We start from the raw sequence: 23,319 nt of genomic DNA on the forward strand, positions 1-23,319 counted from the left end.
GAAGGCTCTTAACGAACGTCTACTATGGAGTCAACGGCGTCAAATTCAAGTTTCGCACCTGCGCTTGAAATTCCAGGCCACGCCGTCACATACGGATGATATCGGTTCACTTCGTAAAAGGATGCAGAGTGACAATGACAGACTCACGCCACGACGACGATGAAACCATGGAATACATCGGCAAGGACGAGAACCGGCAAAGCCTGGCACTTCCCCAGCAATCCATGCCGAAACGCATGTACGTTTTGCCGGTACAAAACCGCCCGTTCTTTCCGGCCCAGGTTCAGCCGGTCGTGGTGAACCAGGATCCCTGGCAGGAAACGCTCAAGCGGGTCGGTGAAACCGACCATCACATTCTCGGGCTCTGCTTTGTCGACTCGGACGAAGAGATGAGTGTTCCCGAAAGCGACGACCTGGAGATTATGGGCTGCGCGGTAAGGGTCCACCAGACCCAGCGCGAGAGCGGCAAGATCCAGTTCATCGCGCAGGGCCTGCAGCGTTTCCGTATTGTCCAGTGGTTGCGTCGCAAGCCTCCCTACCTGGTGGAAGTCAGCTATCCGCAGGAACCTGAGGAAGAAGCCGACGAGCTCAAGGCCTACACCCTGGCCATTATCAGCGCCATCAAGGATTTGTTGCGCACCAACCCGCTTTACGGCGAAGAGGTGAAACAGTACCTGTCCCGCTTTGGGCCGGACGACAGCTCGCCACTCGCTGACTTTGGCGCCTCCATGACCAGTGCCAAGGGACCGGAGCTGCAGGATGTGCTCAACACCGTGCCGCTACTGCGCCGCATGGAGAAGGTCCTGCTGCTGATGCGCAAGGAGCAGGAAGTCGCCCGCCTGCAGGCCGAAATCAACGACGAAGTGAATACCAAGGTGCAGAAGCACCAGCGGGAGTTCTTCCTGCGCGAGCAACTCAAGGTCATCCAGCGTGAGTTGGGCATGTCGAAGGACGACAAGACCGCGGACGTGGAGCGGTTCAAAACCCGCATGGAAGAACTTGAGCCGCCCGAGCACGTCCAGCAGCGCTTCGACGATGAAGTTCAGAAGCTCTCCGTACTGGAACAGGGGTCTCCGGAATACGGCGTCACCCGAAATTACCTGGACTGGCTGACCAACGTGCCCTGGGGCAGGTACTCCGAGGACCACTTCGACCTCGGCGCTGCTCGCCAGGTATTGGATCGGGACCACGATGGCCTGGAGGACGTCAAGGATCGCATTGTCGAGTTCCTGGCGGAAGGTGCCTACCGGGGCGAGGTCTCCGGTTCGATCATCCTGCTGGTTGGCCCGCCCGGCGTTGGCAAGACGTCCATTGGCCGCTCCGTGGCCGACGCGTTGGGCCGCAAGTTCTACCGTTTCAGCCTCGGCGGCATGCGCGACGAAGCGGAAATCAAGGGCCACCGCCGTACCTATATTGGCGCCATGCCCGGCAAGTTGGTGCAGGCACTGAAGGACTCCCAAGTGTCGAATCCAGTAATCATGCTGGACGAAATCGACAAGGTTGGCGCCTCGTTTCAGGGCGATCCCGCCTCAGCCCTGCTGGAAACCCTAGACCCGGAACAGAACCGCGACTTCCTCGATCATTACTTGGATGTCCGCATGGATTTGTCGAAGGTGCTGTTCATTTGCACCGCCAACGTCCTCGATACTATCCCGCGGCCGTTGCTCGACCGCATGGACGTAATTCGACTCTCCGGCTACATCACCGAGGAAAAGCTGGCCATTGCCAAGCATCACCTGCTACCGCGATTGCTCAAACGCGCCGGCCTGCTCAAGAAGCAGCTCAATATCACCGATGCGGCCGTGCGGCAGGTGATCGAGGGTTACGCCCGGGAATCCGGTGTTCGCAACCTGGAGAAAACGCTGCACAAGATTGTGCGCAAGGGCATCGTCAAGCTGCTCGATGATCCGGACAAGCCGGTCAAGGTGGGGGTCAGCGATCTGCCTGACTATCTCGGCCAGCCTTTCTTCAAGAAAGAGAAGTCCCTCAAAGGCGTCGGCGTGGTTACCGGCCTGGCCTGGACCGCCATGGGCGGTGCCACGTTGAGCATTGAAGCGTCACGCATCCACGCCAGCCAACGGGGATTCAAGCTCACTGGCCAGTTGGGCGACGTGATGCGTGAGTCGGCGGAAATCGCCTACAGCTATGTTTCGTCCAACCTGAAACGCTACAAGGGCGACCCGACATTCTTCGACAAGTCCTTCGTGCACCTGCACGTACCCGAGGGGGCGACGCCAAAGGACGGGCCCAGTGCAGGCGTCACCATGGCCACCGCGCTGCTCTCGATTGCCCGCGGTGAAGCGCCGCAGTCCGGCATTGCGATGACCGGCGAACTCACGTTGACCGGTCAGGTGCTGCCTGTCGGAGGTATTCGCGAGAAGGTGATCGCCGCACGGCGCCAGAAGATCAGCACGCTGGTCCTGCCGGAAGCCAACCGGGGGGACTACGAAGAACTACCGGCCTACTTGAAGGAGGGGATCGAGGTGCATTTCGCCAAACATTTCTCCGACGTCTACACGGTCTGCTTTGGCCACAAGACCCGGGCCGGTGCGAGTGTACACTGAGCGGCGTGTAGTATTTTTACGACAACCCCTGTAGCCCTTGCAATCACAGGGCTGCAGGGTCGGGGGAAACCCGTACGCGCAATCCACTATGGCTGGAATACCGAGCGATCCTTACACTTCTAATCATTGGATTCATCGCAATCGCGTCGAATTCCTGTCATCTGAGAAGAGCCCATTAGGCGCCACGTTTGTGGCGCCTTTTTTTATGCTCGCATTTTTGCCCGCACGCCGATTACGTACGGGCAATCTCCGCAAAACTACCGCTTGCCGATGAAACGGGCGACCAAGTCATGCAGACCTCGGGAGAACTGCTTAAGCTCGTTACTGACCTTATCCGCCTTGTCAGCCCTGTCAGTACTACTGTCTGCCAGTTCAGCGATGTTGACCACCTGGCGGTTGATCTCTTCGGAAACCTGACTCTGTTGCTCCACCGCCGCCGACATCTGCAGGAAACGGTCGGTAATACGGCTGATGGACTCGACGATCTCGCTCAGGGTACGCTCGGCCTCGCGCACCTTGTCCAACCCGGAGCCTGCCACGATCTCGCCTTCGCGAGCGGCGTTGACCGCTGATCCAACCTGCTTGCGAAAATCCTCAACAACGTTGTGGATACGACTGGTGGAATCCCGGGTCCGGGCTGCCAGCGACCTCACTTCATCCGCAACCACGGCAAAGCCGCGTCCCTGTTCACCGGCACGAGCGGCCTCGATCGCCGCATTCAATGCCAACAGGTTCGTCTGGTCGGCGATATCCGAGATCAGGTTGGCGGCCTCGCCAATGCTCTCGGTAGACTGACCCAGGGCCTCGACGGCATTGCCGACCTCGTGCACGCGCTCGACCAGGGTCTCGATCGACTTCAGCGCTTCCCGGGAGAGCTTGGAACCTTGGGCGGCATGATCGTTGGCGGCTTCCGCTTCCTTGGCGTTACGCCCGACGTTTTCAGCCACCTCATGGATCGAGGCTGTCATTTCGTTGATCGCCGACGCGGTCTGGTCAGTCTCGGCACGCTGCTTGGCGATATAACTCGCCCCTTCGCTGATGGCATCGTGACTGGTCTTGGCATGGCCCGCCAGGATATGGGCCTGATCCTCGATACGCGCCAGGGCAGTGCGCAGGCGTGCCTGCTCGCTAATCAGCAGCATAGCCAACTGGCCGAAACGCCCGCGCTGGTCGGTATAGGTCATCGCGATCAAGGGATCGGTGAAGGCATCGTCCCGCAAACTCACCAACTGCTTCATCTGGCCGTCGATCATCCCTCGCAGCGTCAGACCAGCGACGATATGTCCAGCCACGACAACGCCAATAGCCACTGCTGGCGATGCCCACAGGATGGCGGCAACGCTAGCGATCAATGACAGCGCCAGCGGCAGCGCAACCAAGAATACATTACGCAGGTTGGCCAGCTGGACAACGCTACTCTTGCCGCCGTTAAGCTGTTTGTAGAGCTTCTCCGCCCGACCAACCTGATCACGGGTCGGAGCGGTACGCACCGACTCGTAACCGACCATCTGGCCGTTCTCGTGTACCGGCGTGACGTAGGCGCTGACCCAATAGTGGTCGCCGTTCTTACAGCGATTCTTGACCACGCCCATCCATGCTTTGCCAGCCTTTAGCGTGTCCCACATATGTTTGAACACCGAAGGTGGCATATCCGGATGGCGAATGATGTTATGGGCCTGGCCGATCAGTTCCTCACGGTCAAAACCACTGATCGCCACGAACTCATCGTTGCAATAGGTGATAACGCCCTTGAGGTTGGTAGTGGTGATCAGACGACCACCATCTGCCATCCTGACTTCGCGCTGGGTGACGGGGAGATTTTTACGCATAGCAGCAGCTCATCAATTATTTGTCGTCGTATCGGCCGAATCCTTCGAACCTTTACTACAAAATATAGACTCTGGAATGCGTTGATTGTGATCGCGCAGCCCAGGCGATTTCGCGCAATAGACACGAAAAACCGGGCCGGCAATATAGGGAAAGTGCGAAATTAGTAGGATTGCTAATCGACTAATGTCGGAGGAAGGATCAACCTGACTGACGTTTCTTCTGGGCCTTCCAGCCGTCCTCACGGTTGACGGGCCCGACATCGAGCAGCGGCGAGGCGTCGATTTCGTCGGCATCCATCATGTTCGCAACCCGCTGCAGCGCGGCGACGATCATGCTCTGCTCCCACTCATGAAGGTTCTGGAACTTCTGGATGAACTCTTCCTGCAGCGGCTGCGGGGCCGACGCCAGGAGGTCGGCACCTTCTTCGGTAAGGTGGGCGTGAACCTTGCGCTTGTCCGAGGTACTGCGTACTCGATAAACCAGCTTGCGATGCTCAAGGCGGTCAAGGATCGTGGTCACCGTCGCCTGACTCAAGCTCACCTTGTCGGCAATGGTGCCGATCGTGACTTGGCCCAGGTCGCGAATGGTGCGCATGATCAACAATTGCGGCGCCGTAAGTCCGGCATTTTTACTGAGTCGCTTCGAATGAAGATCAGTCGCGCGAATGACACGCCTGAGAGCGACAAGCACCTGCTCATAATTATTCATGACTGTATTCCACTCTGCCGGATCGGCAAGTTCGCGATTATAAAGCCCCATCTTTTTTGAGTACAAAACTTTCTCGTCAAATATTACTACCCTGTTTGACCCGTAAGACGCTTGGGGAAAGGCCGGCATGGAGGTTGCCAGTCTTTTCAGCACTATACTTCAGCGCAGATCGCCCCGGGTATGCAGGCGGGGTCACGAAACATTATTTATAACTCTAACTATTTATTCGCTTAAAGTCTAATCAGAAGCTTTAACAGGCCTTTGCCTCATACCGTCGGCTGAGGCACTATGCTGGAGTCTTGCGCCCAACGCGCCTTCAAAGGACTGCGCTGGCGCCCCATTGAACGTTTATGCTTCAAAATACATTCATGCGCCCAAACACGTTTGTGCTTTAAGACAACCGCAGGATTGCCATGACGACATTCAGAGGATGGTTCCCCCAAATCTGCCCATCTCTCACAGTGATTAAACCTGGCCAGGCCATCCGAGCCAGCGTAACCGCCCTGCTATTGACGCTCGCCGCTCTACCCCTGGCCAACGCCCAAACGGTGGTTGAGGGCCCGGAAGCTGCAGCGCCAGATGGCGCCGATGCCGAAGATGTACGCGAACGGGTGGAGAGCCTGGACGAACCGCTTTACAACCCATTCGTCGAACGCTACCTGCTGGACGAGGTCAAGAGCCTGCGCAGTGAAATGCAGAACACTCGCGCCGAACTCATCGAAAAGGTGGTAGACAAGGAGCTCACGGTGGCGGACAAGACCATGTCCTACGCCACCGACACGGTGACCTACTTCTTCTACCTGATTGCGGGCGCCACCTCGATCCTGGTCGTGATTGGCTGGAACTCCATCCGCGATATGCGCAACCAGTTGCACAGTGTGGCCGAGAAACGCGTGAATGAACTGGTGGTGGAATACGAAAAGCGCCTCAAGTTCATCGAGGAGCAACTGCAGCAGAAATCTGACATCATCAACCGGAACCAGGAAGAGATCGAGCGCACCAATGAAGTGCACTCCCTCTGGCTCAAGGCCAGTCAGGAAACATCCCAACAGAACAAGATTTCCGTCTACGACCAGATCCTCGACCTGCGTCCGGATGACGTGGAAGCGTTGAGCTACAAGGCCGATGCCGTACTGGAACTGAACGAACCGCTGTGGGCCATCAGCCTATGCCTGCGCGCTCTCAAGTTGGCGCCGGACAACGGTCACGCGCATTACCAACTGGCTTGCGCCTATGCCGAGATCGGCCGCTGGGAAGACGCTATCAAGTCTCTCGCCAGCGCCATCGAGATGTCCGAAGCCTACCGCGACGACGCGTCAGTGGATCCAAGCTTCGACCGCCTGCGGGATTTCGAGCAGTTCAAGCAACTGGTCAGCCCTGACGAGATTGACGACGTCGACCTCACACCGCCATCAACCTGATACTGGCACGAACCCTGCCTGTTTCTCGAACATCGCGACTTGAGAGGATGCTGGACGTTTCAGCCGCATCTTCTTGAGTCGTTTCTTGACAACGAAGAACGGGTGGTGTTTGTTTGTTGCATCGTCACGCAAGGGTCGCCCCTCGTGACTGCAAAAAACACCAAGAAAGTTCTCAGAGATATTCAAGGCAGGACACACCAAAATGAAAACCAAACTGAACAAGCTTGTTGTCGGGGTCGGCGCTTCCCTGGCGGTTATGGCGGCAGGTGCCGCGAACGCCGAAATCAAGATCGGTATCGCCGGTCCGATGACCGGCGCCGTGGCCCAGTACGGTGACATGCAGTTCTCCGGTGCCCGCATGGCGATCGAACAGATCAACGAAAACGGCGGCGTCATGGGCGAGCAGCTGGTCGCTGTCGAGCAGGACGACGTCTGTGATCCGAAGCAGGCCGTCACTGTCGCCAACAATATGGTCAACGAGGGCGTTCGCTTCGTCGTTGGTCACCTGTGCTCCAGCTCCACCCAGCCGGCATCCGATATCTACGAGGACGAAGGCATCCTGATGGTGACTCCAGCCTCCACCAGCCCGGCTATCACCGAACGCGGCTATGAGCTGGTCTTCCGCACCATCGGCCTGGATAGCATGCAGGGGCCGGTCGCCGGCAACTACATTGCCAGCCAGAAGCCCGAGCGCGTCGCCGTCATTCACGACAAGCAGCAGTACGGTGAAGGTATCGCCAGCGCCGTTAAGTCCACTTTGGAAGACAAAGACATCAACGTGGTGATGTACGAAGGTATCACCGCCGGTCAGAAAGACTTCTCTTCCCTGGTGACCAAGCTGAAGCAGGCCAACGTGGACTTCGTCTACTACGGCGGCTACCACCCGGAGCTGGGTCTGATCCTGCGCCAGGCCGACCAGGCGGGTCTCGACGCCCAGTTCATGGGTCCTGAAGGCGTGGGTAACAAGGACATCAACACTATTGCCGGCGACGCCTCTGAAGGCCTGCTGGTCACCCTGCCGCCGAGCTTCGACCAGAAAGCCGAGAACCAGGAGCTGGTACAGGCCTTCGAAGAGAAAGGCGAAGATCCCTCCGGCCCGTTCGTACTGACCTCCTACGCTGCGGTCCAGCTCATTGCCGACGGCATCGAGAAGGCAGACTCCAAGGACCCGTTCGACGTCGCTGCGGCGCTGCGTGAAGGCTCCTTCGAAACCCCGATCGGCACCGTGGAATATGACGAAGCCGGCGACCTCGAGTCATTCGAGTTCGTTGTGTACGAATGGCATTCAGATGGCAGCAAAACTCCGGTAAACTAAGCGCCGTTAAAAATCGGTAATGGATGCGAGAGTCGTGGCCTATCGCCCGGGCTCTCAGCCAACACCTTCCCTCATAAGGGGAAGGTGTTTTTTTGGAACCCTGGTTGCATTTCATGGAAGTAAGCGTTTGAGCACTGCGCCACAAGCAGCTTTCTATCCGTGTTGATGCAAACAGGGTTTTTCTATATCGGAGTTCCACAACAATGCACGACGTACTGTACTTTCTCCAGCAGCTCATCAATGGGCTGACGGTAGGAAGCGCTTATGCCCTGATCGCCATCGGCTACACGATGGTCTACGGCATTATCGGCATGATCAACTTTGCCCACGGTGAAATCTACATGATCGGCGCCTATGTCTCGCTGATCGTGATCACCGGCCTGGCCGTGATGAGCCCCGCCTGGCTCCCGCTGGTCCTGCTTGTGGCCTTGATCTGCGCGATAATCGTGTCCAGCTCCATGGGCTGGGCCGTTGAGCGTGTCGCCTACCGTCCCGTTCGCGGACAGCACCGGCTGATTCCGCTGATTTCCGCCATCGGCATGTCCATCTTCCTGCAGAACTATGTTCACCTGGCACAGGGTTCGCGCAATATCGGCTTCCCGCTGCTGATCGAAGGTGGCATCTCCCTGGGCGGCTCTGAGGATGGATTCCAGACGTCATTGTCGTACATGCAGATTACAATTTTTGTGACCACGCTGATCTGCATGACCGCCCTGTCCCTGTTTATCTCCCGTTCCCGTATTGGCCGCGCCTGCCGTGCCGTTTCCCAGGACCGCAAGATGTCCAGCCTGCTGGGTATCGACACTGATCGCATCATCGCCGCCACTTTTGTCATCGGCGCAGCCCTTGCCGCGGTCGCTGGCCTGTTGCTGGGCATGTACTACGGCTCCATCGACCCGCTGTTCGGTTTCATTGCCGGCCTCAAGGCATTTACTGCGGCCGTATTGGGCGGCATCGGCAGTATCCCGGGCGCCATGCTGGGCGGACTTGTTCTTGGCGTTGCTGAAAGCTTCACCGCTGGCTACTTGAGCAGCGAGTACAAAGATGTGGTGTCCTTCGGGCTGCTGATCCTCATCCTCCTGTTCCGGCCCACCGGCCTTCTCGGCAAACCGGAAGTGGAGAAGATCTGATGGTTGCACAGAATTTCCGACATGCGCTGTTCTGCGCATTCATCACGCTGATTATTTCCTATCCCATCCTGGGTCTTGACCTGGTAGCCCAGGGCATCGACATCCAACTGGAAGGCGGAGAGACATCCACCTACATCGGCATCGCCCTGGCCGTGCTGGTTGTATTCCTGTTCCAGCTTTTCCGTCCCGCCGTGATGGGTGGCCTGGGCACGCTCAAAGCTATCAACCCGCTGGCCAATCGCACGCCGATGCCGGAGGCCAAGCGTCAACTGGTCGAGAAAATCGCCATCTTCGTGATCGTGATTGGTGCCCTGATATGGCCTTTCATGGGGTCTCGCGGAGCAGTCGACCTCGCGACGCTGGTGCTGATCTACATCATCCTGGCCCTCGGCCTTAATGTGGTGGTGGGCTTCGCGGGCCTGCTCGACCTGGGCTACGTCGCCTTCTACGCGGTAGGCGCCTATACCTTTGCCCTGCTGTCCCAGTACTTCGGTGTTTCCTTCTGGTTCGCCCTGCCGATCGGCGCGGTGCTGGCAGCACTCTTCGGCTTTGTCCTGGGCTTCCCGGTACTGCGGTTACGGGGCGATTACCTGGCCATCGTGACTCTGGGCTTTGGCGAAATCATCCGCATCCTGCTGAACAACCTGACGTGGCTCACCGGTGGTCCCAACGGTATCGGTGGCATCCCGGAGCCGACCCTGTTCGGCATGGAGTTTGGGCGCCGGGTTAAGGAAGAGGGCAACACCTCGTTCCATGAAGTCTTCGGACTGGCCTACGACAGTACGGACAAGGTGATCTTCCTCTACCTCATCACGTTGCTGCTGGCACTGTTCACCCTGGTGGTCATTCGCCGCCTGGTCCGCATGCCGGTGGGCCGTTCCTGGGAAGCGCTTCGTGAGGACGAAATCGCCGCGCGGTCGCTGGGCCTGAGCCGGACCGGCGTGAAGCTTTCGGCATTCACCATCGGCGCCTTCTTCGCCGGTTTCGCCGGTACTGTCTTTGCGTCCAAGCAAGGTTTTATCAGCCCGGAATCCTTCGTCTTCCTCGAGTCCGCCATCATCCTGGCGATCGTGGTATTGGGCGGTATGGGTTCGCAGCTCGGCGTCATCCTAGCCGCCATTGCGGTGACGATCCTGCCCGAACTGGCACGTGAGTTCTCGGAATACCGCATGCTGATCTTCGGCGCCGCCATGGTGCTGATGATGATCTGGCGTCCGCAGGGCCTGCTGCCCATGAGCCGCGTCCACATCAAACTCAAACAGCAGGAGTGACGGAGCATGCTTGAAGTACGCAATCTGTCCATGCGATTTGGCGGCCTGCTGGCTGTGGACCAGGTCTCGCTGGACGTCCAGGAGCGGGAAATCGTTTCCATCATCGGCCCCAACGGGGCCGGCAAGACGACCGTGTTCAACTGTCTGAGCGGATTCTATCGCCCCTCCGGTGGCAAGATCCTGTTCCGCGGACAGGAAATCCAGGGCAAGCCGGACTACAAGATTTCCCGGCTGGGCCTGGTCCGCACCTTCCAGCACGTGCGCCTGTTCAACAAGATGACCGTGGTGGAAAACCTGCTGGTGGCCCAGCACCGTCACCTGAACACGAACCTGTTCGCAGGGTTGCTCAAGACCCCGGACTACCGCAAGCGGGAAGAGAAATCCCTTGAGCGCGCGGCCTACTGGCTGGAGCGTGTCGGCCTGCTGGAACTGGCCAACCGTGACGCCGGGAATCTGGCCTATGGCCAGCAACGCCGACTGGAAATCGCTCGCTGCATGGTGACCGAACCCGAGCTGCTGATGCTGGACGAGCCGGCAGCTGGCCTGAACCCGAACGAGACCCGCGAGCTCAACGAACTGATCATCAGCCTCAAGGAGGACTACTGCGTCTCCGTGGTGTTGATCGAGCACGATATGAGCCTGGTTATGGGGATCTCCGACAGGATCAACGTCATCAACCAGGGCCGCCCACTGGCCAGTGGTACGCCGGAGGAAATCCGGCAGAACGATGACGTCATCAAGGCCTACCTGGGCGAGGAGTAAGGGGAGCAACCATGCTGGTACTAGAAAACATCCATACCCACTACGGCAAGATCGAGGCGCTGCACGGCGTCTCGGTTGAAGTCCAGAAGGGTGAGATCGTCTCCCTGATAGGCGCCAATGGCGCCGGCAAGACTACGCTGCTGATGACCGTCTGCGGTGACCCGCAGGCCAGCTCCGGACGCGTGTTGTTCGAGGGAGAGGACATCACCCACAAGCCGACTGCGGAGATCATGCGCTCAGGTATTGCCATCGTGCCGGAGGGACGCCGGGTCTTTCCGGGCCTGACGGTCGAGGAAAACCTTCACATGGGCGGTTTCTTCAATACCAAGGGCGAAATCCGTAAGAGTCAGGCCCACGTGTTCGAGCTGTTCCCGCGCCTACAGGAGCGCAAGAACCAACGGGCCGGCACCATGTCCGGTGGTGAGCAGCAAATGCTGGCCATCGGCCGCGCACTGATGACCAAGCCCAAGATGATCATCCTTGATGAACCGTCCCTCGGGCTCGCCCCGATCATCATCAGACAGATCTTCGACATCATCAGCACCCTGCGGGACGAAGGTATAACCGTCTTCCTGGTGGAACAGAACGCCAAGCAGGCGCTGAAGCTGGCTGACCGCGGTTATGTGCTTGAGACCGGGCGTATCCGTCTGGAAGATTCCGGTGAGAACCTGCTCGCCAACGAAGATGTACAGAAGGCCTACCTGGGCGGCTAAAGCCAACTCGACAGGCACAAAAAAGCCGGGCGCTCTGCCCGGCTTTTTTTATTTCGGGGCGGCTGGTTCGAAAGACAGCTTCGGCTACCAGCCCGGCGTCTTACTTAACGCTCTTGATCGTGCCTTTATACCCTTCCACGGTCACGTCGATGGTGCCGTATACGAAGTAGTCTTTCTTCTTGACCGTGTAGCGCGGTGCCACGATCACATCCGCGCCGGAGGACTGGATTGCGTTGTAGGCTGCGGCCGCCTTGACCGGCGCAACACTGTCCAGGGCCGCCAGCGGCGAGCTGCCACCCGCGTCGCCGTAAGCTACGCCGTCGGCATACTCGGTCTCACCGCCGATCGTGAAGAAAAGGACCTTGGTTGCAGACGATGAGCCGGTGATCTTCTCACCCACTTCGATATCGGCCTTGATATCGGTCTCCACGGTGCCGGCGAGCGGTACGGGCGTGGAGCTAACGTTCATGGAACTACAACCGGTGAGCGCGCCTGCCAGCACGAGGCTGGATGCAATCAGTGCTTTTTTCACAACATTCTCCCTAAATCTAAAATGGGCCATCTTGGCGGACGCGACTATAAAACAGTGAATTTTTTATTACAAATAGATTATAAAATTATTTTTAATATTCCATAAAAGAATATATGTGATCACCGTGTTCATTTTTTTGTCCATACAATCAGTAAATTGAGCCTTTCGGATCATCGCATGAAACGATTTCTGTTCTATACTCGTTGGAACGGTCAGGCATCCGCAGCGAACAGAAATGCCTGCGCGATCAAAACGTCAGGGCCGTTAGTCACGTTTTTACATCGATGAAAAACACGACAAGGAGTTGGATAATGAAAAAACTGATCGCAGGTGCCATGCTTCTGGGCGCTTCCAGTCTTGCCTTTGCACAACCAGGTTGCGGTGTCGGCGCCATGATCTGGAAGGGCCAGTCCGGTATCGCGCCACACGTCCTGGCAGCGACAACCAACGGCACATTCGGTAACCAGACCTTCGGTATGACGACCGGTACCTTGGGCTGTGACACCAATGAGTCAGTGCAATCCATGGCCATGTACATGGACAGCAACATCGACAAGGTCGCCCGTGACATGTCCCGTGGTGAAGGTGAAAACCTGGACACTCTTGCCGTGTTGCTGAACGTTGAGCAGGGAGACCGTGCGGAGTTCCGCAAGCTCCTGCAGGACAACTTTGCAACCATCTTCCCGTCTTCCGACACAACATCCGACGAGGCGGTTTCCGCTATCGTTGCGCTGCTGGAATCTCACCAGAGCTTCAGCAAGTACGTCGCCTAAATCGCGACAATCAGGGATGATGCACGCACCACGGATGGTGCTTCGACCGGCTTCGGCCTCTCCTACCCTGATCGACCCGAGTACCCATGCACCGACATCGACCGTCGGGGCGCGTGCCCCGTTTTTTCTCCGCTTTACTGGCATTCGCGCTGACATCACAGGCATTGGCAGAACAGGTACCGATAGACAACAGGCTCCGGGAGTTGGCCCATGACCCGGCATGGCTGACGCTGGGCCACTACCGGCCGGATACCCTGGGTTCGGGCTACACCTCCCAGGCCGACGATCCCGATTTCTTTATCAGCCCCGAAGGCAAGACCTCCCCTCATGCCGAGCTTGTCGCAACCCTGGAAGCCATCCGCAAGCCGGGAAAGGGCGACAGCCATGCCCGATGCCGCTTCCCGGCCCGGGACCATTGGCTACGCGAACAGCTTGAACTGCCGGAAGCCGAGATTTCCTGCCCGACCTTTCAGGAATGGCGGGATACCCTGAATACCGAGACCGTCACGCTCGTCTTTGCCGCCTCATACCTGAACAGCCCCTCATCAATGTTCGGCCATACATTCCTGCGACTGGATCCTCCACAAACAGACGAGAAAGCCGATCTGCTGCTGGCGAGCACGATATCCTATGCTGCCGACGCCGCCGCCCACGACAGCGAAATCATGTTCGCCTACCGGGGAATTTTTGGTGGCTATCCCGGCATCACCACCATTCAGCCCTACTACGAAAAGATCCGACTCTACTCCGATATCGAGAACAGGGACCTGTGGGAGTACCAGCTCAACCTCACCCCAGCTGAAACCGACATGCTGCTGGCGCACGCCTGGGAGATTCGGGAGAAGAATTTCGACTACTACTTCTTCGACGAGAACTGCGCTTATCGCCTGCTGGCCTTGATCGATGTTTCCCGCCCTGGCACCAACCTTCTGGACGAAGTAAGCACTCACGCCATCCCGTCGGATACGGTACGCTGGGTGGTTGACCATGACTTGGTGGCTTCGGTGAACTACCGACCGTCGTCAGCGACGGTGGTGGAGCATTACATCGATCAGTTGTCGCAGGAGGAGCGAGACCTCGCCGCAAACCTCGCTTACGGTGAGCGCAGTGTCGAGTCTGACGCTATTGAGTCGCTCCCACCTGAGGCTCGGGCGCAAGTACTTGACGCCACCTATGAATACGTTCGCTACCAGGCGCAGGAGGAAGGCTGGCCCCGGGATCAGGCAGCCCCCCTCTCCTATGACCTGCTCCGCGCCCGTAGCCAGATTGACGAGGCCAGCCCACTCCAACAGCCCGCGGAGCCCGCCGTACGCGACGACCAGGGCCACGCAACATTTCGAGCGAGTTTGCTGGGTGGGCGCCAGGGTGATCGCAATTATGCCCAGTTGACCCTGCGACCGGCCTACCACGATGTGCTCGATCCACCCGAGGGCTATCGCCAGGGCGCCCAACTCCAGTTCCTGAGGCTGGATACCCGGCTCTACACCGACAACAATGAGTTCCAGGTAGAGGAACTGGTCGGGGTAGAGATCCGCTCGCTGTCAGTCCGTGATCGGTTCTTTTCACCGCTATCCTGGCAGGTGGGCTTTGGCGGACGACGCACGGAAATCGAATCCGGTAAGCGGGTGTTCACACCGTACCTCGACGGCGGGGCCGGCTTTGGCTGGTCTACGTCGTCGCAAAGCCAGATCTTTGCCCTGGGAACCGCAGACCTGGAAATCGACAATGATTTGGCCAAAGGCTACGACATGGCGCCCGGGGCGGATATCGGCTGGCTTTACCAGGGCCAACGGGTCAGCGTGATGGGGGGACTCAAGACCAAGGCGTGGCTCGTGGGAGGCAACGATCGCGAGGACATAGCCTATGCCGAACTGAACTGGCACTTGGCGAGGGATTTCGGTCTTACCGCTGGCTGGGAACGACAACACCACTTCGACAGGTATGAAACCGCATGGCAGATTGGACTCAACGCCTACTTCTGAGACTCATCCTCTTGGCCGGACTCCTCTCGCTGGGCGGGTGCTCCAGCCTGTTCTTCTATCCAGACAACACCGTGTACATCACACCTGACCGGTTGGAACTCGAGTATGAGGATATCTACCTCGATACAGCTGACGGCGAGCGGCTGCACGGCTGGTGGATACCGGCGGCGACCGAAGAGGCCGAAGGCACCGTCTACTTCCTGCACGGTAATGCCCAGAATATCAGCAGCCACCTGTTGAACGTCGCCTGGTTACCCAAGGAAGGCTACAACGTGTTCATGATCGACTACCGCGGCTACGGTAAATCCACCGGGGCTCCGGACATCGAGGGCGCATTGCATGACTCGGAAATCGGTCTGCGTTGGCTGGTAGACGCCAAGGCTAACGAGACCCCGTTCTTCCTCCTGGGCCAAAGCCTGGGTGGCGGACTCTCCATTATGCTGGCCAGCGAATGGGTCCAGCGAAACGAACAGCCGCCGCTTATCGGGGTGATCCTCGATAGCAGCTTTGCTGGTTTCCGGGATATCGCGCGGGAGAAACTGGACAGTTTCTGGCTCACCTGGTTATTCCAGATCCCCCTGAGCTGCACCATTCCGGATAACTACGAGGGGACCGATCATATTGCCGGAATCAGTCCGGTGCCGGTCATGATCATCCATAGCGTGCGTGATGGCATCATCCCCTACCACCACGGCCAGGCCCTATTCGATGCCGCAAAGGAACCTAAACGCTTCCTGCAGACGGATACGCCCCATGCCGGGACGTTTGTTATTCCCGCCTATCGACAGGCGACGTTGGAGTTCCTGCGGGACGCGAACGAACGCCGCTAGGGTATGCGCTGCCAACTTTGCCCGAATCTCCCATATAGGCAGGGCACCTGCGGCGCCTCAGAAGCTGAAGCTTCTGCTACACGACCGAGTTACCCGTAAAATGTAGCCGACGCTTCAGCTTCGGAGCAGCCCACAGGGCTGCCTGAGGTTGCAGGCTTCTACAAATGTCCAGGCTGGCGTGCCGGAGCTCAAGGATCAGGCAGGGCGCCTGCGGCGCCTCAGAAGCTGAAGCTTCTGCTACACGCTCAAGTTACCCGCAAAATCTAGCCGACGCTTTAGCTTCGGAGCAGTCCACAGGGCTGCCTGGGAACAACAAACCATTCCAGCTCCGAACAGCGGACACAAAAAAGCCGCCTCAAGAGGCGGCTTCTTCACATCGGGCCTGGATCAGGCGCCGAAGTCGGTCGGCTGCTCGCCTTCCTTCACTTCCTTCATGGACAATTTCACACGACCACGGTTGTCCACATCCAGCACCTTGACCAGCACTTCCTGGCCTTCGCTGAGCTCGTCAGTAACGTTCTCGATGCGACGCTCGGCGATCTGGGAGATGTGAACCAGACCGTCCTTGCCCGGCAGGATGTTGACGAATGCACCGAAGTCGACGATGCGCTCGACCTTGCCCTGGTAGATTGCACCCACCTCAATTTCAGCGGTGATTTCCATAACGCGCTTCTGCGCAGCCTGGGCGGACGCCTGGTTGTCGGCGTAGATCTTCACGTTGCCATCATCGTCCAGGTCAATGGATGCGCCGGTGTCGTCGCAGATCGCACGGATAACCGAGCCACCCTTGCCGATCACGTCGCGGATCTTGTCCGGATGGATCTTCATGGTGGTGATGCTCGGCGCACGATCGGACAGGCTGGAGCGCGGCTCGGAGATGACCTTGGCCATTTCACCCAGGATATGCTGGCGCGCATGGTGTGCTTGCTCCAGGGCGATCTCCATGATCTCTTCGGTGATACCGTTGATCTTGATGTCCATCTGCAACGCAGTGATACCCGCTGCGGTCCCGGCCACCTTGAAGTCCATGTCGCCCAAGTGATCCTCGTCACCCAGGATATCGGTCAGAACGGCAAACTGTTCACCTTCCTTCACCAGACCCATGGCAATACCGGCGACTGGCGCCTTGATGGGTACACCCGCATCCATAAGGGCAAGGCTGGAACCACAGACCGACGCCATGGAACTGGATCCGTTGGACTCTGTAATCTCGGAAACGGCACGGATGGTGTACGGGAATTCTTCGATTGTCGGCATGACGGCTGCAACACCGCGCTTCGCCAGACGACCGTGACCGATTTCACGACGACCCGGCGCACCGACACGACCGGTTTCGCCAACGCTGTACGGAGGGAAGTTGTAGTGGAACAGGAACGGGTCCTTCTTCTCACCTTCCAGCGCATCGATGATCTGCATATCACGGGCAGTCCCCAACGTCGTAGTGACGATCGCCTGGGTTTCACCGCGGGTGAACAGTGCGGAACCATGGGTGCTCGGCAGGACGCCCACTTCGATTTCTATCGGACGGACAGTCTTGTTATCCCGACCGTCGATACGCGGCTTGCCTTCGATAACCTGGCGGCGAACGATCGCCTTCTCCAGCTTGCCGAAGTAGCTCTTTACTTCTTCCCCGGAAGGCTGACCTTCCTCTTCACCGGCCAGCTTCTCGACGGCCTGGTTGCGGATTTCGCTCAGACGACCGTAACGCTCCATCTTGTCGCGGATGCCGTAAGCTTCGGTCACGGCATTCATAAACTCGGCTTTCAGGGCGTCGGCGAGGGCCGTATTTTCCGGTTCTGCCTGCCAGTCCCAGCGTGGCTGACCGGCTTCGGCGGCGAGTTCACGAATGGCAGCGATGGCAGTCTGCATTTCCTGGTGAGCAAACAGGACGCCGCCCAGCATTTGGTCTTCAGTAAGTCCCTGTGCTTCGGACTCAACCATCAGCACGGCGTCTTCAGTACCGGCAACCACCATGTCCAGCTTCGAGTTCTCCAGCTGCTCGAAGGTTGGGTTCAGGAAATAGCCGTCTTCCTCGGTGAAGCCAACGCGGGACGCGCCGACCGGGCCGTCGAACGGCACACCGGACAAGGCCAACGCTGCAGACGCCGCAAGCATGCCAGCGATATCCGGATCCTGAGTCTTACTGGAGGACATGACCGTACAAACGACCTGGACTTCATTCATGAAGCCTTTCGGAAACAGGGGACGAATAGGACGGTCGATCAGACGCGATGTCAGGGTTTCCTTTTCGGAAGGACGACCCTCACGCTTGAAGAACCCACCGGGGATACGTCCCACGGCGTAGGTCTTCTCAAAGTAGTTGACGGTCAGCGGGAAGAACGGCTGGCCCGGTTTGGCTTCCTTTGCTGCAACAACGGTACCCAGCACGGATATGTCGTCAATGGTGACCAGAACGGAACCAGTGGCTTGACGGGCAATACGGCCCGTTTCCAAAGTGACGGTCTTACCGCCGAGTTCAAATGATTTCTTTACCGGATTCACGGTAACTCCTTACTCGTTTTCGCGTGTTTGCGACCGCGTATGTGCGCCTGCGTATCTACAACAACGTCGGTGCACTACGTGTATTCACAAATGAGTGGGCCGAGTGGCAACGCCATTCGGTTCGGCGGCATGAAGAGGAACGGAGTGCGGGACTTACCGGACTGAAAGCTAACAGGCTGTTGAAAATCGTTCCGCTGGGCGGACACACGGCTTTCAACAACCTGCTATTGTTCGGGCTTTCATCACCGACCGGGGTGTCGGACGCAGCTCCTGATGCAACTCATGCCAATTCCACGTACGGTGCCTAGTTTTCGCCGGCGGGACTGTCGCACATTGAGAACCGCCGAATCGACGGGATCAAGGTCGGCAGTGTCGGCTTCTTTCCAAAGACCCCTCAGTATTTCGAGTCGGGTCCGGACTCCACTGCTGGGCAGTACAGCAGGCGAGAGAACTGCCAGGAGAGCGTGAGCTCTCCGGACAGCACCGACGACATTACCACCAGAGTTGATCCAGACCGGATCAGTAACTTGCAGCAATGCCTCGCCGGTGCAGAGATTGTCGCGATCAGACGATCAACGACGCAGACCGAGACGCTGGATCAGGTCGAGATAACGATCCGCGTTTTTCTTCTTCAGATAGTCCAGCAGCTTACGACGCTGGTTAACCATCCGAATCAGACCACGGCGGGAATGGTGATCCTGCTTGTTGGTCTTGAAGTGATTCTGCAGCTTGTCGATGTTGGCGCTCAGAAGAGCAACCTGAACCTCGGGGGAACCGGTATCGCCGTCGCCCTGCTGAAAATCCTTAACGATCTGTGATTTCTCTGTGGCAGTCAGTGCCATAACTCACCTCAATAGTTGCGATGCCATGTCGTTCAGCCGAACCGCGCATCTCTACAGCCCGGCTATGGGCCAAACTGCCCGGTGTTTCGTTCATACACCAAGCGGTTTCAGCCCTGCTTTACCAGACGCCGGGGTGCGACCTGGCCGTCGGGTAACTGCTCACCCAGTCCGAGAAAGCGCTCGCCTCCATAGAGACGAACCCATCCTGGTGGATGACCCGCTATTTTAACGGGTTGTCCGTTCAATATCGATACAATCTGCCCTTCCTCGAGCATTAATTTCGGAAATTCCGCAAGCGCGGTCTCCACCGGGACCAGCAGCGGGTCTAGTGACTCGCCACGCTCCCGCATTGCCTCGAGTTCAGCCACGCCGCGTGCCCGGTCCAGACCGAAACCGGCTGCTCGGGTACGGCGCAGCGCCGTCACGTGCGCCCCGCAACCCAACGCCTCGCCGATATCCTCGACAAGGGACCGGATATACGTCCCTTTGCTGCAGGTCACAGCGATTCGGAAACGGTCCGCCTCAAAACCTATAAGCTCCAGCGCGTGGATGGTGACCGGACGCGCAGGGCGCTCGATTTCAACGCCTTCGCGGGCATACTCATACAACGGCCGCCCCTTGTGCTTGAGCGCCGAGTACATCGACGGCACTTGCTCGATATCGCCGCGAAATTGCGCGAGCACGGCCTCAAGCCTGCCTCTGGCCAGATCCGCCGGTACAGCTCGCTCGGCCACAATCTGGCCATCACTGTCGCCGCTATCGGTAACGACACCAAGCTTGCCTTCGGCCACATAGGACTTGTCGCTATCGAGCATCAACTGGGAAAACTTGGTGGCCTCGCCGAAGCACAGGGGCAGAACCCCGGTTGCGAGGGGATCGAGACTACCGGTATGACCGGCCTTGGCCGCGCCATAGAGGCGTTTGACCTGCTGCAGGACCCCATTCGATGTTACGCCTTGGGGCTTGTCGATGATCAGGATGCCGCTAACATCACGACCCCGGCGCCGGCGACTCAATCCTCGCCCTCCCGGCTGTCGTGCTCATTGCTGCCTCCTTCGTTGTCGGGCCCAACTGCGGGTTTCTTGCCCATCGCCTGGTCGATCAGGCTGTCGATGTGGCGGCTCTTGCCGCCCAGGGTGTCGAAGTGGAAACGCAGCTGGGGCACCACACGCAACTTCATGGCGCGACCAAGCTGGCTACGCAAGAAGCCGGCGGCGTTACGCAGTACCTTCAGTGAATCGCGTACGCGTTCGTCATCCTCGGTGAGCTCTTCGGTCGTCAGCAGAGAGATGTAGACATCGGCATAGCCCAAGTCGCGGCTTACCTTAACGGCATTGATGGTCACCATGCCTAGACGGGGATCCTTGATCTCCCGCTGTACCAGCAACGCCAATTCCTTCTGGATCTGGTCGGCGACCCGGTCTATACGGCTGAATTCCTTTGGCATGTTTGCGCCCTGTCTGTAGAGAAGCGCCGCGCGAGGCGCGGACGACCTTCCTGGATCAACAAATATTTATCTGGCGGCTGAATGCACGGCGCCCCGAAAATCGGGGCGCGTGTCATAACAGGCTGGCTCTAACGTCGAGCGAATCAGCCTTCGAGCTGGCGCTCGACCCGGACCCGGTCAAAGACCTCGATCTGATCGCCGACCTTGACGTCGTAGCCCTTGACGCCGATACCACACTCGATGCCTTTCTTGACCTCCTGCACGTCGTCTTTGAAACGACGCAGGGACTCAAGCTCGCCTTCGAAGATAACGACGTTGTCGCGCAGGACGCGAATTGGCTTGTTCCGGTACACAGTACCTTCGGTCACCATACAGCCGGCGACCTGGCCGAACTTCGGCGAGCGGAAGGTATCGCGCACATCGGCAATACCGACGATGTCCTCGCGGAATTCCGGAGCCAGCATGCCGGTAAGGGCTGCACGCACATCATCAATCATGTTGTAGATGATGCTGTAGTAGCGCAGATCGACACCTTCCTGCTCCACCAGACGCTTGGCCGAGGCATCAGCACGGACGTTGAAGCCGAAGATGACGGAGCCGGTAGCGACAGCCAGGCTGACGTCGGTTTCCGCGATACCGCCCACACCGGACGACACGATCTTGACCTGCACTTCCTCGTTGCCGATATCCTGCAGCGCCTTGGTAATCGCCTCCAGGGAACCACGCACGTCGGTCTTGAGGACAACGTTGAGGGTCTTGACCTCGTCCTTGCCCATATTCTCGAACAGGTTCTCAAGCTTGGCGGCCTGCTGGCGCTGAAGGCGCTGTTCGCGTTCACGCCCCTGGCGGAACTCTGCCAGCTCTTTCGCCTTACGTTCGTCGGCGACAACGAAGAACTCGTCACCGGCGTCAGGCGTGCCGTTCAAGCCCAGGACCTCGACCGGGATCGAAGGACCAGCCTCTTTCACTTGATCGCCTGTCTCGCTCATCATCGCGCGCACCTTACCGAAGTAGGCCCCGGCCACGATCATATCGCCCTGACGAACGGTGCCGTTCTGGACCAGAATCGTCGCAACCGAACCACGCCCCTTCTCAAGACTGGACTCGACTACAACACCGGCGCCCGGCGCGGTCGGGACCGCCTCGAGTTCGAGAATCTCGGACTGCAGCAACACGGCCTCAAGCAGATCTTCGATACCCTGACCCGAGTGTGCGGAAACCGGCACGAATTGCACGTCGCCACCCCAGTCTTCCGGGATCACGTCCATGCCCGATAGCTCGTTCTTGATGCGATCGGGATCCGCGCCTTCCTTGTCCATCTTGTTGATGGCCACGACCAGCGGAACGCCAGCGGAGCGAGCATGATCTACCGCTTCCTTGGTCTGCGGCATAACACCATCGTCGGCAGCCACGACCAGGATAACGATATCGGTACTTTGAGCACCTCGCGCACGCATCGCCGTGAAGGCGGCGTGACCCGGGGTATCCAGGAAGGTGATCATGCCGTGGTCGGTCTCGACATGGTAAGCGCCGATATGCTGGGTAATACCACCGGACTCACCGGCTGCCACCTTGGTACGGCGGATATAGTCCAGCAGCGACGTCTTACCGTGGTCAACGTGACCCATCACACTGATGACCGGTGCACGCTTGACCTTATCGCCCTCGAAGGAAATCCCGCTGAGCACCTCCTCCTCAAACGCATCTTCACTGGTCGTCTTGGGCTTGTGGCCCAATTCCTCGGTCACCAGCACGGCGGTTTCCTGATCCAGCGGCTGGTTGATCGTTGTCATAACGCCCATACCCATCAGCGTCTTGATAACGTCGGCGGCCTTGACCGCCATCCGCTGGGCCAGATCGCCCACGGTGATGGTTTCCGGAATCTCTACTTCGCGCACCATAGGCTTAGTCGGCCTTTCGAAAGCGTGTCTCTTCTGCTGCTTGGGTTTCTTTTTGGCCCGCAGCGGTTTGCGCAAGGTGGTTTCCTCTTCATCTTCGGAGAGGGCCACCGGCTCAACCGGGCGGTTACGCGGACCACGGTGGCCGGCCGACTTCTTCTTCGGCTTGCCATCCTCGATCTCATCCGAACGTTCGCGAACCTTTTCCTTTTTCTTCTTGGGCTTGCGATCCTTGGACTTGTCGTCTTCGGCCGGCGGAATCGGCATGTCTTCCGCTGCCAATTCCGGCTCTTCATCGTCTGCCGGCGCTTCCGCCGCAGGCTGTTCCGGCTCAGGCGCAGGCTCTTCAGCCGGTGCCGGCTCGGCTTTGGCCTCTTCAGGCGCGGGCACTTTCTCTTCCGGCGCCGTAGGCTGAGCTACTGCCGCCTCTACCGGTTCTTCCGGCGCAGCCTCTTCGACTACCGGGGTTTCTTCCGGCTCTGACTGCGGCGTTTCTGTCCGTTTGATGTAGGTCCGCTTCTTGCGGACTTCCACGTTGACCGTCTTCGATCGGCCGGCACCGCTGCCCGCCTTCAAGGTCGTCGTGGTCTTGCGCTTGAGCGTGATCTTGCGCGGTTCGCCATCGGATTCGCCGTGGTTCTTGCGCAGGAACGCCAGCAATTGCTGCTTTTCATCGCTGCTGACGGCATCATTCTCAGAACGGGCTTTCAGGCCAGCCTCTACGATCTGGCGAAGCAAGCGGTCCACGGGAGCGCCTACATCATCGGCCAGCTGTTTTACAGTTACTTCTGCCATCTGG

At 58.5% G+C, this 23,319-nt stretch carries 18 protein-coding genes; 10 read left to right on the forward strand and 8 right to left on the reverse strand.

Annotated features, from left to right (window positions below; all coding sequences use genetic code 11):
• The first annotated feature begins 134 nt into the window (after positions 1 to 134).
• On the forward strand, positions 135 to 2,564 hold the full coding sequence (gene lon, locus RE428_RS19780) for an endopeptidase La (RefSeq protein WP_004580445.1): 2,430 nt from the start codon (positions 135 to 137) through the stop codon (positions 2,562 to 2,564).
• A 257-nt stretch (positions 2,565 to 2,821) separates the two neighbouring features.
• On the opposite strand, the gene RE428_RS19785 is transcribed toward lon, so the two are convergent.
• Positions 2,822 to 4,393 (reverse strand): methyl-accepting chemotaxis protein, encoded by a 1,572-nt coding sequence (locus tag RE428_RS19785; RefSeq protein WP_004580444.1) that lies wholly within the window; start codon positions 4,391 to 4,393, stop codon positions 2,822 to 2,824.
• 199 nt (positions 4,394 to 4,592) lie between these two features.
• Positions 4,593 to 5,102, reverse strand: a complete 510-nt coding sequence (locus RE428_RS19790) for a MarR family winged helix-turn-helix transcriptional regulator (protein ID WP_004580443.1) — start codon at positions 5,100 to 5,102, stop codon at positions 4,593 to 4,595.
• Positions 5,103 to 5,515: 413 nt separating this feature from the next.
• Between RE428_RS19790 and RE428_RS19795 the strand changes: the two genes are divergently transcribed.
• From RE428_RS19795 to RE428_RS19820, 6 genes are all read left to right on the forward strand, one after another.
• Complete coding sequence (locus tag RE428_RS19795; protein WP_004580442.1) at positions 5,516 to 6,523, forward strand: tetratricopeptide repeat protein; 1,008 nt, start codon at positions 5,516 to 5,518, stop codon at positions 6,521 to 6,523.
• Between the two features lie 202 nt (positions 6,524 to 6,725).
• Positions 6,726 to 7,838 (forward strand): branched-chain amino acid ABC transporter substrate-binding protein, encoded by a 1,113-nt coding sequence (locus RE428_RS19800; protein WP_004580441.1) that lies wholly within the window; start codon positions 6,726 to 6,728, stop codon positions 7,836 to 7,838.
• A gap of 203 nt (positions 7,839 to 8,041) precedes the next feature.
• Complete coding sequence (gene livH / locus RE428_RS19805; protein WP_004580440.1) at positions 8,042 to 8,968, forward strand: high-affinity branched-chain amino acid ABC transporter permease LivH; 927 nt, start codon at positions 8,042 to 8,044, stop codon at positions 8,966 to 8,968.
• Complete coding sequence (locus RE428_RS19810; protein ID WP_004580439.1) at positions 8,968 to 10,239, forward strand: high-affinity branched-chain amino acid ABC transporter permease LivM; 1,272 nt, start codon at positions 8,968 to 8,970, stop codon at positions 10,237 to 10,239. The genes livH and RE428_RS19810 overlap by 1 nt, the downstream gene beginning before the upstream one ends.
• A 6-nt stretch (positions 10,240 to 10,245) precedes the next feature.
• Complete coding sequence (gene livG, locus RE428_RS19815) at positions 10,246 to 11,001, forward strand: high-affinity branched-chain amino acid ABC transporter ATP-binding protein LivG (RefSeq protein ID WP_004580438.1); 756 nt, start codon at positions 10,246 to 10,248, stop codon at positions 10,999 to 11,001.
• Between the two features lie 11 nt (positions 11,002 to 11,012).
• The gene (locus RE428_RS19820; RefSeq protein WP_004580437.1) at positions 11,013 to 11,714 is read left to right on the forward strand and encodes an ABC transporter ATP-binding protein; all 702 of its coding nucleotides are present in this window, start codon (positions 11,013 to 11,015) and stop codon (positions 11,712 to 11,714) included.
• A gap of 100 nt (positions 11,715 to 11,814) precedes the next feature.
• Here the strand turns inward: RE428_RS19820 and RE428_RS19825 are convergent, their stop codons facing one another.
• Positions 11,815 to 12,246 carry a hypothetical protein gene (locus RE428_RS19825; protein WP_004580436.1) on the reverse strand — a complete coding sequence of 144 codons (432 nt, stop codon included), beginning with the start codon at positions 12,244 to 12,246 and terminating at the stop codon, positions 11,815 to 11,817.
• Positions 12,247 to 12,557: 311 nt separating this feature from the next.
• Here RE428_RS19825 and RE428_RS19830 point away from each other — a divergent pair, with 311 nt between their 5' ends.
• The 3 genes from RE428_RS19830 to RE428_RS19840 all read left to right on the forward strand — a co-directional run bounded on the left by RE428_RS19830 (position 12,558) and on the right by RE428_RS19840 (position 15,831).
• Positions 12,558 to 13,019, forward strand: coding sequence for a DUF3015 domain-containing protein (locus RE428_RS19830; protein ID WP_004580435.1), 462 nt, complete (start codon positions 12,558 to 12,560; stop codon positions 13,017 to 13,019).
• 86 nt (positions 13,020 to 13,105) lie between these two features.
• A complete protein-coding gene (locus tag RE428_RS19835) occupies positions 13,106 to 15,001 on the forward strand; it encodes an Lnb N-terminal periplasmic domain-containing protein (protein ID WP_051079771.1) in 1,896 nt (631 codons plus the stop codon).
• The gene (locus tag RE428_RS19840; RefSeq protein WP_004580433.1) at positions 14,971 to 15,831 is read left to right on the forward strand and encodes an alpha/beta hydrolase; all 861 of its coding nucleotides are present in this window, start codon (positions 14,971 to 14,973) and stop codon (positions 15,829 to 15,831) included. The genes RE428_RS19835 and RE428_RS19840 overlap by 31 nt, the downstream gene beginning before the upstream one ends.
• A 387-nt stretch (positions 15,832 to 16,218) precedes the next feature.
• On the opposite strand, the gene pnp is transcribed toward RE428_RS19840, so the two are convergent.
• The 5 genes from pnp to infB all read right to left on the reverse strand — a co-directional run bounded on the left by pnp (position 16,219) and on the right by infB (position 23,315).
• The gene (gene pnp, locus RE428_RS19845) at positions 16,219 to 18,333 is read right to left on the reverse strand and encodes a polyribonucleotide nucleotidyltransferase (RefSeq protein WP_004580432.1); all 2,115 of its coding nucleotides are present in this window, start codon (positions 18,331 to 18,333) and stop codon (positions 16,219 to 16,221) included.
• A gap of 572 nt (positions 18,334 to 18,905) precedes the next feature.
• Complete coding sequence (rpsO, locus tag RE428_RS19850; RefSeq protein ID WP_004580431.1) at positions 18,906 to 19,175, reverse strand: 30S ribosomal protein S15; 270 nt, start codon at positions 19,173 to 19,175, stop codon at positions 18,906 to 18,908.
• A gap of 107 nt (positions 19,176 to 19,282) precedes the next feature.
• Complete coding sequence (truB, locus tag RE428_RS19855) at positions 19,283 to 20,191, reverse strand: tRNA pseudouridine(55) synthase TruB (protein WP_004580430.1); 909 nt, start codon at positions 20,189 to 20,191, stop codon at positions 19,283 to 19,285.
• Entirely contained in the window at positions 20,188 to 20,622 is a 435-nt protein-coding gene (gene rbfA, locus RE428_RS19860) for a 30S ribosome-binding factor RbfA (protein ID WP_004580429.1), read from the reverse strand. Before rbfA ends, truB begins: the two co-directional genes overlap by 4 nt.
• Positions 20,623 to 20,765: 143 nt before the next feature.
• Positions 20,766 to 23,315 (reverse strand): translation initiation factor IF-2, encoded by a 2,550-nt coding sequence (infB, locus tag RE428_RS19865; protein ID WP_004580428.1) that lies wholly within the window; start codon positions 23,313 to 23,315, stop codon positions 20,766 to 20,768.
• Positions 23,316 to 23,319: the final 4 nt, after the last annotated feature.

Origin of the sequence: Marinobacter nanhaiticus D15-8W, assembly GCF_036511935.1 — a bacterium.
Classification (GTDB): domain Bacteria; phylum Pseudomonadota; class Gammaproteobacteria; order Pseudomonadales; family Oleiphilaceae; genus Marinobacter_A; species Marinobacter_A nanhaiticus.

What these genes read in the sequence shown, in the direction of transcription:
- lon (WP_004580445.1), top strand. Translation starts at nt 135, where the DNA reads ATGACAGACTCACGCCACGACGACGATGAAACCATGGAATACATCGGC.
- RE428_RS19785 (WP_004580444.1), bottom strand. Translation starts at nt 4,393, where the DNA reads ATGCGTAAAAATCTCCCCGTCACCCAGCGCGAAGTCAGGATGGCAGAT.
- RE428_RS19790 (WP_004580443.1), bottom strand. Translation starts at nt 5,102, where the DNA reads ATGAATAATTATGAGCAGGTGCTTGTCGCTCTCAGGCGTGTCATTCGC.
- RE428_RS19795 (WP_004580442.1), top strand. Translation starts at nt 5,516, where the DNA reads ATGACGACATTCAGAGGATGGTTCCCCCAAATCTGCCCATCTCTCACA.
- RE428_RS19800 (WP_004580441.1), top strand. Translation starts at nt 6,726, where the DNA reads ATGAAAACCAAACTGAACAAGCTTGTTGTCGGGGTCGGCGCTTCCCTG.
- livH (WP_004580440.1), top strand. Translation starts at nt 8,042, where the DNA reads ATGCACGACGTACTGTACTTTCTCCAGCAGCTCATCAATGGGCTGACG.
- RE428_RS19810 (WP_004580439.1), top strand. Translation starts at nt 8,968, where the DNA reads ATGGTTGCACAGAATTTCCGACATGCGCTGTTCTGCGCATTCATCACG.
- livG (WP_004580438.1), top strand. Translation starts at nt 10,246, where the DNA reads ATGCTTGAAGTACGCAATCTGTCCATGCGATTTGGCGGCCTGCTGGCT.
- RE428_RS19820 (WP_004580437.1), top strand. Translation starts at nt 11,013, where the DNA reads ATGCTGGTACTAGAAAACATCCATACCCACTACGGCAAGATCGAGGCG.
- RE428_RS19830 (WP_004580435.1), top strand. Translation starts at nt 12,558, where the DNA reads ATGAAAAAACTGATCGCAGGTGCCATGCTTCTGGGCGCTTCCAGTCTT.
- RE428_RS19835 (WP_051079771.1), top strand. Translation starts at nt 13,106, where the DNA reads ATGCACCGACATCGACCGTCGGGGCGCGTGCCCCGTTTTTTCTCCGCT.
- RE428_RS19840 (WP_004580433.1), top strand. Translation starts at nt 14,971, where the DNA reads ATGGCAGATTGGACTCAACGCCTACTTCTGAGACTCATCCTCTTGGCC.
- rpsO (WP_004580431.1), bottom strand. Translation starts at nt 19,175, where the DNA reads ATGGCACTGACTGCCACAGAGAAATCACAGATCGTTAAGGATTTTCAG.
- rbfA (WP_004580429.1), bottom strand. Translation starts at nt 20,622, where the DNA reads ATGCCAAAGGAATTCAGCCGTATAGACCGGGTCGCCGACCAGATCCAG.
- infB (WP_004580428.1), bottom strand. Translation starts at nt 23,315, where the DNA reads ATGGCAGAAGTAACTGTAAAACAGCTGGCCGATGATGTAGGCGCTCCC.